Below are 11360 nucleotides of genomic sequence, written 5' to 3'. Positions count from 1 at the left end.
GGACGCAGGCCGCCCTTTGCCGGAATCGCGAACAGACAATCCGACACCACAGGACTGCACAAAGCCTGACGAACCCCAATGCCGGTTTTCCTACCAAGCATGGGGCCGACTGAAAAGGGAAAAGTCGGGAAGAGATGGGAAAAGCTGGTCAAAAATGGGTTAGACTGATTTTGCTCGCTTTCCTGACCAAATTTTCACTTTTTGTTCCTGACCTCTACGCCGAAAATGCTGGCGCAGCAATGCCCCACCCAGCATTGCCCAGCCTGTCCCAACCAGAATCGCCCATCGCAACGCAACCATCACGTCGGCTGGCCCACGCATCCAGGGACGGGCCTCAGGAGCGGAGGCGCCGAGCCAGTGGAGCATGACGGCCGGTGTATCGGCCGACCAGAAGCGGGGATTGAGGGGCTGCGCCGGGTCGGCCAGCCAGAGCCGGTCGTCGATCATATCAGCATCGCCCATGATCCGCACCCACCCGCGGCCCACTGGCTGTGGCGGTACTGCTTGACCATGCGGTAACCAGGCGCTCGAAACCGTCATCAGCCGACTGTCGGCCAGGAAATTACGCACCTCCAGCGGATGCAACCGGCCAGGAACAAAGCCCCAGCGGGTCAGCAATGGCGCAAGCAGGGTCGTCGTCGGTGCCCGGCGGCGATCGCCGAGTGGCAGAGCGGAGGACCAACGCAACAGCGGGTCGGCAAGGACCAACGCCCTGCCCCCGTCCCGCACCCAGCCATCAAGCGCCACAAGCTGTTCGGGCGAAAGTGCGCGCGGCTGCGCGATCAAAATCTGGCGCGCGCCCGTGCCAGGCAGATCGCGGGGATCGTCAAGCGGCAGGATCGTGAAGCGGGTGCGCAGGACCGTGATGATGGGTGCATCGCGCGGCCCTTTCCCGACCGCTCCCCGCTCTTCCCAGAACAAGGGCAGCCCCGTCAGTACGGCAAGCCTGGGCCTGGCATCGACCGGCGTCAGGGGCTGCGCAGAGCCGAAGCTGAAAATCAGTCCCGCGACGGCGATCATGCCCAGGGCGGCGACCCGCCCCCGCCTGATAGGCGCATGGCGCACCCAAGCGGCCGCTAACACGAGTAGCAGCGCAATGACCGTCACGCCCAACGCCGACCAAAGCTCTAGCCGCCCTGCGGCCAGCGCACAAAAGATGAGGATCGGCGCAGAGGCTCCGATAGCCGCCCATAGCAGTACGATGATGCCGCGATGCGCCAACAGAAAGCCGGCTGCCGCCATCAATGCGGCAACAGCGATGCTCCAATCCCATGGATCGGCCTGTCCGGTCTGCCAGGCTCGCCATAATCCCGCGACCAGCACGGCCATGGCCGGAAGCCATAACTCAAGAAATGCCTTCGCGGCCGCTGCCATGGCGTGACCCGTCCTGCCCCCGGACATGGGATCAGTTGGGCTGACCGTCGGAATCCGAATTAAGCGGCTGCGCCGGGTCCTGATCCATCGGTTTTTTGAGATTGGGATCGGGCTGAAGATCCGGCACTACGGGGGCCTGCTCTGCGGCGGGCTGAACGCCGAGTTCGGCCAGCGGCTCTTTGGGCGCGACGGCGTTGGTTTCCAGCGTCGGCACCGTCGGCGGCGCTAACGCCGCGTCGTCCACCCGCGCCTTTTCTATGACGATATTGGCCAGGCCTACGAGCAGGACGACGCCGGCCAAGCCGGTCAATCCGATCTGGACGCGCTGCAACCCTTCCTGACGGCGGGGCGTATCGGCCATGTTCGTGCTCTTGGTCCCATCATCGCCGCGACCCGTGTCGGCGATCATGCAGTGTGCGCGAGCCAGGGGAAGACCGTCAAGCCCTTCGATTCGAGCCACTGGCGATTATAGAGGGTCGACAGATAGCGGAATCCGGTGTCGCACAATATGGTGGCGACGCGCTTGCCCGGCCCCAGTTGCTTGGCCAGCGCGACGGCGCCGGCCACGTTGATGCCGGACGACAGGCCCAGGCACAGACCTTCCTCACTCAGCAAGCGCCGGACCCAATACAGCCCTTCTTCGTCCGAGATGCGAAATTGGGTGTCGATCGGCGCGCCGTCCAGATTAGCGGTGATGCGCCCCTGCCCGATGCCTTCGGCGACCGAAGACCCTTCCGCCTTCAATTCGCCATGGGCGTAATAATTGTACAGCGCCGCGCCATGCGGGTCACTGAGCGCGATCGTGACATTCTCGTCCCGCGCCTTAAGGCCGAGGCCCACGCCCGCGATCGTGCCGCCTGTACCCGCCGCGCAGGTGAAGCCGTCGACCCGCCCCTCCATCTGCGCCCAGATTTCCTCAGCTGTCCCGACGATATGCGCCTTGCGATTGGCGATATTGTCGAACTGGTTGGCCCATATCGCATTGTCGGTTTCTTCCGCGATCCGGCGGGAGGTGTGAACGAAATGGCCGGGGTTCGAATAGGGCGCGGCCGGCACCGTCACCAGATCCGCGCCCAGGGCGCGCAGCGTGTCCATCTTCTCGCGGCTTTGCGTCTCAGGCATCACGATGATCGTGTTATAGCCCTTGGCATTGGCGACGAGGGCAAGGCCGATGCCGGTGTTGCCCGCCGTCCCTTCGACGATCGTGCCGCCCGGTTTCAGCAGCCCCTTTTCCTCAGCATCGTTGACGATGAAAAGCGCCGCCCGGTCCTTGACCGAAGCGCCGGGATTGGCAAATTCGCATTTGGCGAAAATGTCGCAGCCCGTCTCATCAGAAGGGCCGGCAAGGCGCACGAGCGGCGTGTTGCCGATCAGCGCGAGACTATTGGGAGAAAGCAGCATGGCGCAACGCATAGCGGAGCCGGCGCGGCTTTGCCAAGCAAGCGAATGATGCGCAGGCCAAAGGTAGTGTTTTCGCCGCGCCGTTAACGTCTCGATCGCCCTTCGTCTCATTCCGGCACGCGCCAAAATGAAGGAAGCCAAGCGCCGGGATTTCGCGTATGGGCGCGTCTTCGCGGCATGACGCGCGCAGCTTGGGAACGAATGACGTGCAGGCAATGGGCAGACGAGCAAAGGGCGGCATGGCCCTGCTGGCGCTATGCGCGCTGGTCGCCCCCCGCCTGATTACGGCCGCGCCGCTTGATTTGCTGGAAGGCAGTGCTGCACAGGTCGATCCCGCCGAGCAGCCTGGCGATAATTTCCCCGGCTCCGCCTTTTTCTACGCGGAAGGCGCGTTCGACCCGGTGCCCGGAGTGGAAATCGTTCAGAGCCGCCATGTGCTTGGGCTTGATGCAGTCAAGGCGGCGCCGGCCGCCGTCTTTCGCGGCCTCACAGCGCTGGACGGCTATCGGGCTGCCAATTGCCTCACCAACGCCATATATTATGAGGCCGGCAACGAACCCGAGGAAGGGCAGCGGGCCGTCGCGCAGGTCGTCTTGAACCGCGTGCGCAGCCCCCTGTGGCCCGACAGCGTATGTGGCGTCGTCTACCAGGGGTCCGAGCGCATCGACGCCAAATGCCAGTTCACCTTCAGCTGTGACGGCTCCATGATGCGGGCACCCGCGCCAGGCGCCTGGGCGCGCGCGCGGCGAATCGCGCAGGAGGCACTGGCCGGGTCGGTCTATGCTCCCGTCGGCCTCGCCACCCATTATCATACGCTCGCCGTTCGCCCGGACTGGTCAGCATCCTTGCAGGCTGTCGCCGTCGTGGGCGCGCATATCTTCTACCGCAATCCCGGCTTCAACGGCACGGTGGCGGCGTTCAATGCCCCTTATGCCGGCCGCGAACTGATTTCCGGTCCGGCGCGCACCAGTTGGCCGACGAAGCCGGTCGCCCCGGTCGAGGCGCAGGCAATGCCGATACCTTTGCCAAATGGCGCGCTGCCCCAAGCCACTGCGCCGTCATGGCCGGCACCGGGCAGTCCGGGCGACGCGTCAGCGGACAGTCGGCTGCCACAATCGACGATCAAGCCCGAATATCGCAACAGCGGCCGACCGCTTATCTGATTTTCTTGCGGTTAATAACTGGGCCACCATCCACCCAATTGAAATGACGGAAAAATAAAATTTTCAAGGCGTGATGGATCGCTGGAACCGAATGGCATTTTGAGTGGTTCTCTACCTCGGATAGCAAATCTTTTGCCCCCCCGCTCTTGCTATCCACAAAATATGAGCCCGGAACGTTTCTCCCCCCGACGCGTTCCGGGCTCTACTTTTTTGGCCGGTTTGTCGCTTGAAATCTTTATTGTTTGGCCCCCGGAACGGATTTTCGGAATGCGGGTTTTTCCCATCGTCGCTGCCCTGAACGATCAGGCGGCAACCGTTTCTTGAGGAGATTTTTCGATGGCGAAGAAAATCATTACCGCCTTGCTGCTCACCGGTTCGTTGATGGTTGCCGCGTGCAACACCGTCGAAGGCGCTGGCCGCGACGTGCAGAGCGCGGGCAAGGCCGTAGAAGATGCCGCGGACTAAATCCTCCGCTATTTGACGACCCCTCCCTAGCATGGGCTCGCCGGGCAGACGGCGAGCCCTTTTTTTCATGCCATGTCCCGTAGACAGCAAAAAGCCCGGCGCTCGCAAGGGAACGCCGGGCTTTTTAGGCTCTAGGGGCCGTGTATCAGCCGCGACCTTCGGGCGGCAATGTGATCTTCACATTCTCGCCATTCTGGCCCGGGAAGTTCGTGAACATCGCGTCGATCAGATTGGGCACCAGATAGGTCATTTTGTTCGACAGGGATTGCGCGCTGGCAGTTCCCTCGAACAAACGGCGATTGTCAGCCGCACGGTCGATCTTCATCCTCAGATCGCTGGTGTAGACCGTATAGCTCGACACATCGGTATAGCCGCTAGGCCCGAACAGCCACGGATCGTAAAAGCCATAGCCCCATGGCCGGCCCCAGCGGCCGCGCCAGCCCCACCCACCGTAAAAGGGGTCGCCAAAGCCGGTCGAGCGGACCTTTTCACGGCCATTGTCGACATCATAGGCAACCCGAACGATCAGATCGGCGCTGGCCGGGTCACTGGCTGGCACATAGCCGGTCTGCGCCAGCCGCTGGCCGACGAGATCCGCATAATGCGCGAACTCCAGCCCCCCAGCGAGTTTAGGATCATCTGCAACAATCGTGAAGCTCTGCCCCGCCGGCGCGGGAAGTTGCTGGAAACGGGCGACATCGGCCTTGAACGACGTGGCGCAGCCCGACAGCGCCACCAGCGCCAGAGCAGGCGCCGCGAACAGACCGAACTTCTTGATACGGGTCATTTTTCTGCGTCCTGTGACAGGCATGAAGCCTGGGTTCATTCTTGCGCCCTGCATTAGCAAAAGGCAACTGAACATCGTTTGAACGCTTGAAGAGACCGAATGGGCGCAAACCATGTTCTCATAGCCTTGGACGACAAAGGAGGCGTAAACCCGTCATCGCACTGGCAAATATCCGGAGCTTGCGGCAAGGATGACCGATGGTACGTTTCTTCTGCATCTTCGCTCCGCTCGCCATTCCGGTGGCAGCCAGCGCCTCCGAACCAGCACAGCGGGCAACGCCCGTTGGCAATCCCGGAACCTGGGTGACCAGTGACGATTATCCAATGGAAGCGATGCGGCAGGAAATCGAGGGGTCCACGAGCTTTCGGCTGGACATCAATCGCGATGGCATACCTACAAATTGCACAACAACATCCAGCAGTGGATCGGCCCTTCTGGACGATACAGCCTGTGCGAAAGTCATGGAACGGGCGCGGTTCAACCCCGCCAAGGACGCCGGCGGACGCCTAGTCGGCGATGTTTATTCGACACGCGTCAACTGGCGACTGCCCGATACCGACGGCGTCGTCAGCCTGCCGCCCCTTCCGATGCATGTCGTGACGACCTTCTACATCGAAACGGACGGATCGGTGTCGGACTGCGAGACACTGATGAACGGAAAGCCTGCGCCGGTCGAGGGGCATTGCGCGCAGCAGATTTTGGGCCGCCGCTATCCCATCCAGAAGGATGCAGCCGGCAAGCCCATCCGCCAGAAAATGCGCACGAGCTTGCGATACGAAAAGATCGACGCTGACGACTAGAGACGAACCGCCGGCGTTCCGTCCCGTTTCAGCGCATAAGGCCCATGGCGTCATAAGCGGCCCGCAACGTGGGCTCGGCCGCCGCGGCTGCCCGCGCCGCGCCCTTGTTCAAAATCGCGTCGAGCGCGGCGTCGTCGGTGCGCAGAGCTAGAAACCGCTCGCGGATGGGGCGCAGCGTTTCGACCAGCACGTCGCCCAGCGCGGGCTTAAAAGCGCCAAACCCCTTGCCGGCAAAGTCGGCGCAGACAGCATCTGGCGTCCTGCCGGTCAGCGTCGCGAATATGCCGACCAGATTATTTGCCTCCGGCCGGCCCGCCAGACCCTCGGCGGTTTCAGGAAGCGGTTCGGGATCGGTCTTTGCCTTCTTCACCTTCTGCATGATGGCATCGTCGTCGTCGGTCAGGTTGATCCGGCTCAAGTCGGACGGGTCGGACTTCGACATTTTCGCGCTGCCATCGCGCAATGACATGATGCGCGCCGATTCCTTGGGGATGATCGGCGCGGGCATGGTGAACAGGTCGACGTCGAAATCGGTATTGAACTTGGTCGCGATGTCGCGCGCCAGCTCCAGATGCTGCTTCTGGTCCTCGCCCACGGGGACATGGGTCGCGTTATAGAGCAGGATATCGGCCGCCTGGAGCACGGGATAGACGAACAGCCCGATCGAGGCACCCTCGCGATCCTTGCCGACCTTGTCCTTGAACTGGGTCATGCGGTTCAGCCAGCCGATCCGTGCGGTGCCGTTCAGCAACCAGCACAGTTCCGCATGTGCCGGCACGCGCGCCTGGTTGAACAGGACGGAGCGATCCGGATCGATGCCAGCCGCGACCAGGGCTGCAGCCATGTCGCGAACATTACGGATGCGCGCCTCCCGCCCTTCATGGACGGTGATGGAATGCATATCGGCCAGGAAGAAGAAGCACTGGCTATCACTGTCCATATCATCCTGCATCCACACCCAGTTGCGGATCGCGCCCAGATAATTGCCAAGGTGCAGATTGCCGGTGGGCTGGATGCCGGAAAGGACGCGCATGGTTGATCCGTTCTTGTCTTCAGTGTGCATGTTTGCGGCGCATCAGCGCCTGGATGTCGGACAGCCGATAAGCCCCCGTGACGAAGGACGCCAGCCCGTAAAGCGCCACGCCTGCGCCAACCAGCAACGCCAGCGCGACGTAACGCTGGAACATAGCGCCGGTCAGCCATGGGTCGAGCAAATCCTCCCCCGACCACAGAGCGCCCCCCATGATGAGCGCGGCCAGCGCAAGCCGGGGGATACGACGCCGCAAGCCCGCGTCCGCCGCGAAATGCCCGCGCTTGACCAGCGTGGTGTAAAGCATCGCGACATTGACGGTCGAGGACAGCGCTGTGGCCAGCGGCGGGCCGACGTGGCCGAGCGTCGGAATCATCGCCAGATTGCCGATAATATTAATGAGGATCGACAGCATCGCGTAGCGGACTGGCGTCTTCGTGTCGCCGCGCGCATAATAGCCGGGCGTCAGCACCTTCACCAGCACATAGCTGGGCAGGCCGATCGAGAAGGCCGACAGCGCCCATCCGCACCGCATCGCATCCTCGGCGGTGAAGCGGCCATATTGGAACAGGCCGCGCACGATCGGCTCCGCCACGACCAGGAAGGCGACAGTGGCCGGGAGCGTCAGGAACAGCGCCAGTTCGATACCGCGATTCTGTGTTTCCATCGCCTGCGCGTCCTGCCCTTTCGAAAGCATGCGCGAAATGGTGGGCAGCAGAATGGTGCCCAGGCCGATGCCGATCAGGCCCAAAGGCAGCTGGTTCAGCCGGTCGGCATAATAGATATAGGTGATCGACCCGGAGGCGAGCAGCCAGCCCGACAGAGCGGTGGAAATGAGCAGATTGATCTGCGACGCGCCCGCGCCCGCAGCAGCGGGGATGACCCGGCGCAATAATTCGCGCACGTCGCTGTCGAAGCGCGGCCGCCTGAGCCGGATCGTGACGCCGGCCCGGCGGCAGGCCAGGATCAGCCACAGCAGTTGCAACGCGCCGCCGATCGTCACGGAGATGGCCTGGACGCGGGCAGTTTCATATTCGTCGGCGCCATGGAAAAACCACAGGCCGACGATCATCGCGACATTGAGCAGGATCGGCGCGGCTGCATTGACCCAGAATTTGTCGAGCGAATTGAGGATGCCGCCCAACAGTGACGCGAGCGAGATCAGCGCCAGATAGGGAATGGTGATCCGCGACAGGGTGACGGCATAGGCGAACTGACCCGCCGTCGGGTTCTGCCGCGCAAAACCGCCTGACAGCGCCCATGTGATCGGCCAGGCCGCCGCCAGCAGGATCAGGGTGAAGAGAATGAGCACCGGCAGCAGCACGGCCAGCGCGCGCTCGGCAAAATCATAGCCGGCGGGAAGCCCGCCCTCCCCCGCCGCCTTCTTGTTGAAGAGGGGAATGAAGGCTGCGGAAAACGCCCCTTCGGCAAAGAGCGCGCGAAACATGTTGGGCAGGCGGAAGGCGACGCCGTTGAAGGCGTCGGACGCGAAACCCGCGCCGACATAGCGCGCCGCCAGCGTATCGCGTACCAGCGCCAGCACCCGGCTGGCGAGCGTCAGCCCACCGACCGATCCCAGAGCGCGGACAAGTTTCATATCATATAACCCCGCCCCGCCGGACGCGCCCCTGTCGCCGGCCCATCCCTGTCCGCGACAGACAGGGGCAGGACTGCAAAGAGTTCAGCCCGAACGGGAGCGAGGCTCATCGCCCGATGGTCAGGCGTGACCGGCCGGTTCGCCCGCGGTCGTCTGCATCTGCTGCGCCTGCTGCATATAGAGCGAGCCGAAATCGATCGGGTCCAGCAGCAAAGGCGGGAAACCACCGTCGCGGATCGCGTCGGCCAGTACGCGGCGCGCGAAGGGGAAGATGAGGCGCGGCGCTTCGGCCAGCATGAAGGGCTGGATCTGGTCTTCTGGCACGTTGCGCATGCCGAAAATGGCGGCATAGAGCAGTTCGACGGCGAAAGCCGTGCCCTGCGGGGCGATTGCCTTCACCTCGATCTTGAGCGACACTTCCAGCACTTCCTCGCCCACCTTGTCGGCGCCGATGTTGAACTGGACGTCGATCTGCGGCTGGTCGGGCCATTGATAGACCGCCGGCGCATTAGGGTTTTCGAAGGACAGGTCCTTCACATATTGGCTGATGAGCGCGATCTGCGGCCCGGTGTCCGCGCCATTGGGCTGGACGTTGATGGTGCTGTTGATGTCGGCTTCGTCGGCCATATCCCTACCTTGACTTTCCCAGTTGGCCGGCGGCCGCGGGCCCCCGGAATATCAGTGCCCGCGCGCTTAGCAGGGGCGCGGAACAAGGGCAATGCCGCGCCGGCCACAGTCTATTTGAAGTTGGGGGGAAACATGCCTATGTTGTCGGGAACATCATCCCGAACAAAGGGTATTTGCTTCCGTGTATGTGATCGTCATCCTCGCCATGATCGCCGGCTTCCTGGCGCTTCGGCTCTATTCCGTGCTCGGCAAGCGCACGGGTCACGAGCAGGAGCCCGCGCTGCGTCCTGCCGAGGATCGCGCGAAGGTCACGGTGTTGCAGCCCGGCCCCATGAGCCAGGGGGGTAGCGATACGGTCCGCCTTGCCGAAGGGCTGATTGCACCCGGTGCGGAAACCGGCGTTCGGACGTTGATTTCCGCTGATCGCAATTTCGACTTTCCCCAGTTCGTCGAGGGCGCCAAGAGCGCCTACAAGATGGTGCTGGAAGCGTTCTGGCGCGGCGATCGTGAAGAACTGGCTTGGCTGTGCGACGCTGATGTGCTGGCGTCGTTCGAAGAAGCGATCGCGGCGCGCGAGGCCGAAGGGCATGTGCTCGACAACCGCCTGGTCCGCATCGAGAAGGCACAGATTGTCGAGGCGACCGTCCGCGATCGCGTCGCTGAGATCGCGATGCGTTTCGAAGCGGATATTGCGGCTGTCACTCGCGACCGTGACGGCAATGTGATTGCCGGATCGATGACGGATGCGATCGATACGAAGGATATCTGGACCTTCACGCGCGATATTCGCAGCGCCGATCCCAACTGGAAACTCAGCGAAACCGACGAAGCGTGATTGCGGGCCTGACCGGCGCATGAGCGGGCATCGCAAGGGGGGCGTCGTGGCGGCGGCATTGCTGCTGTCTGCCTGTGCCGGCAGCGTCATTCCGCCATCCGCAGGTGGCCCGGCGCCTGGCCGTCCCGCGCCCACGACAACAAATCCTTCGCCCGCGGCTGAAGTCGCCGCGCGCCCCACCCCGGCTACGCCCCGCCCCACTTTGTCCGTCGACGCGCCGACGCCGCCGGGGATCGACACGACCACGGCGGCGGGCCTGGGCGTGACGCGCGGTCCGGCCATCGCCGACTTACTGCCGTCTGGCGCGCGCTCGCGGCAGGCGCTCATTGCGTTTCGCCTGTCCTGCCCCAGCTTGACGCGGCGCACCGACCAGAGCGGCCTGACGCGCGGATCGGACTGGAACACCGCCTGCTCGGCCGCTTCGAGCTGGCCCGATTCATCAGCGAGCGAATTTTTCTCCCGCTATTTCGAAGCTGTTCAGATCGGGGACGGCGCAGCCTTCGTCACAGGCTATTATGAGCCTGAAATCGCCGGGTCGCGCAGCCCTCAGCCGGGCTATGCCGTGCCGATCTATCGTCGTCCACCCGACCTTGTCGACGTGGATCTGGGCCTGTTCAGCGACAGCCTGAAAGGTCGCTCGATTCGCGGCAAGGTGCAGGGCACCAAATTCATCCCCTATGACGAGCGCAGCCAGATCGTCGCGGGCTCGCTTGCCGGACGGGGACTGGAACTTGCCTGGGCGGCGGATCCGGTGGAATTTTTCTTTCTTCAAATTCAGGGAAGCGGCCGCCTGCGGCTGCCTGACGGCGGCGTCATGCGCATCGGCTATGATGGGCAGAATGGCCGCGACTATACCGGCATCGGCAAGCTGATGAAGGATCGCGGACTGATCCAGGCCGGGTCGATGCAGGACATTATGGGATATTTGCGCGCCAACCCGGAAAAGGGCGCCGCAATCATGAATGAGAATAAGAGTTTCGTCTTTTTTCGTGAGATCACCGGCCCAGGGCCGCTGGGCGCGATGGGCGTGCCGGTGACGCCGGAAGCTACCGTCGCCGCCGATCCCAAATATATCCCCATGGGCGCGCCGGTGCTGTTGTCGCTCGATCGCGCTGAACCGAACGGCATCTGGATCGCCCAGGACACAGGTGGTGCGATCAAGGGGGCGAATCGCTTCGACAGTTTCTGGGGTGCGGGCGCGCGGGCGCGGGCGATTGCCGGGGGCATGTCGGCGCGGGGCAGCGCCCTCATCCTGCTGCCGATCGGATCGGCGGCCCGCCT

Annotated in this window: 12 protein-coding genes; 5 read left to right on the top strand and 7 right to left on the bottom strand. The window is 63.3% G+C overall.

Annotation, left to right across the window (positions count from 1 at the left end; translation table 11 throughout):
- Positions 1-159: 159 nt before the first annotated feature.
- The 3 genes from SAB01S_RS05625 to SAB01S_RS05615 all read right to left on the bottom strand — a co-directional run bounded on the left by SAB01S_RS05625 (position 160) and on the right by SAB01S_RS05615 (position 2775).
- Positions 160-1329: a Gldg family protein gene (locus SAB01S_RS05625; RefSeq protein ID WP_245646417.1), complete on the bottom strand. Its 1170-nt coding sequence runs from the start codon at positions 1327-1329 to the stop codon at positions 160-162.
- A 76-nt stretch (positions 1330-1405) separates the two neighbouring features.
- Positions 1406-1735, bottom strand: coding sequence for a hypothetical protein (locus SAB01S_RS05620; RefSeq protein ID WP_052034156.1), 330 nt, complete (start codon positions 1733-1735; stop codon positions 1406-1408).
- Between the two features lie 44 nt (positions 1736-1779).
- Positions 1780-2775 carry a cysteine synthase A gene (locus SAB01S_RS05615; RefSeq protein WP_062732135.1) on the bottom strand — a complete coding sequence of 332 codons (996 nt, stop codon included), beginning with the start codon at positions 2773-2775 and terminating at the stop codon, positions 1780-1782.
- A gap of 215 nt (positions 2776-2990) precedes the next feature.
- On the opposite strand from SAB01S_RS05615, the gene SAB01S_RS05610 reads away from it, so the two are divergent.
- Together SAB01S_RS05610 and SAB01S_RS05605 are read left to right on the top strand one after the other, a co-directional pair.
- Positions 2991-3938, top strand: coding sequence for a cell wall hydrolase (locus tag SAB01S_RS05610; protein ID WP_245646416.1), 948 nt, complete (start codon positions 2991-2993; stop codon positions 3936-3938).
- 336 nt (positions 3939-4274) lie between these two features.
- Positions 4275-4403 carry an entericidin A/B family lipoprotein gene (locus tag SAB01S_RS05605; protein WP_009822535.1) on the top strand — a complete coding sequence of 43 codons (129 nt, stop codon included), beginning with the start codon at positions 4275-4277 and terminating at the stop codon, positions 4401-4403.
- 145 nt (positions 4404-4548) lie between these two features.
- Here SAB01S_RS05605 and SAB01S_RS05600 read toward each other — a convergent pair whose 3' ends face one another.
- Positions 4549-5190, bottom strand: a complete 642-nt coding sequence (locus tag SAB01S_RS05600) for a DUF4136 domain-containing protein (protein WP_062732133.1) — start codon at positions 5188-5190, stop codon at positions 4549-4551.
- 197 nt (positions 5191-5387) lie between these two features.
- On the opposite strand from SAB01S_RS05600, the gene SAB01S_RS05595 reads away from it, so the two are divergent.
- On the top strand, positions 5388-5990 hold the full coding sequence (locus SAB01S_RS05595) for an energy transducer TonB (protein WP_062732132.1): 603 nt from the start codon (positions 5388-5390) through the stop codon (positions 5988-5990).
- Between the two features lie 28 nt (positions 5991-6018).
- Here the strand turns inward: SAB01S_RS05595 and trpS are convergent, their stop codons facing one another.
- From trpS to secB, 3 genes are all read right to left on the bottom strand, one after another.
- Entirely contained in the window at positions 6019-7023 is a 1005-nt protein-coding gene (gene trpS / locus SAB01S_RS05590) for a tryptophan--tRNA ligase (RefSeq protein ID WP_062732131.1), read from the bottom strand.
- Between the two features lie 19 nt (positions 7024-7042).
- Positions 7043-8617 (bottom strand): murein biosynthesis integral membrane protein MurJ, encoded by a 1575-nt coding sequence (murJ, locus tag SAB01S_RS05585; RefSeq protein ID WP_062732130.1) that lies wholly within the window; start codon positions 8615-8617, stop codon positions 7043-7045.
- 120 nt (positions 8618-8737) lie between these two features.
- Positions 8738-9244 (bottom strand): protein-export chaperone SecB, encoded by a 507-nt coding sequence (gene secB, locus SAB01S_RS05580; RefSeq protein ID WP_021227074.1) that lies wholly within the window; start codon positions 9242-9244, stop codon positions 8738-8740.
- A gap of 181 nt (positions 9245-9425) precedes the next feature.
- Between secB and SAB01S_RS05575 the strand changes: the two genes are divergently transcribed.
- A complete protein-coding gene (locus SAB01S_RS05575; RefSeq protein ID WP_062732129.1) occupies positions 9426-10079 on the top strand; it encodes a Tim44/TimA family putative adaptor protein in 654 nt (217 codons plus the stop codon).
- A gap of 19 nt (positions 10080-10098) precedes the next feature.
- Positions 10099-11360: murein transglycosylase A (gene mltA, locus SAB01S_RS05570; RefSeq protein ID WP_062732128.1), on the top strand; the 1262-nt coding region annotated here is incomplete at its 3' end.

It is taken from the genome of Sphingobium abikonense NBRC 16140, from assembly GCF_001598335.1.
Taxonomy (GTDB): domain Bacteria; phylum Pseudomonadota; class Alphaproteobacteria; order Sphingomonadales; family Sphingomonadaceae; genus Sphingobium; species Sphingobium abikonense.
The sequence above is the reverse complement of the archived record's forward strand: the minus strand, read 5'-3'. Positions and strand labels throughout refer to the sequence as shown.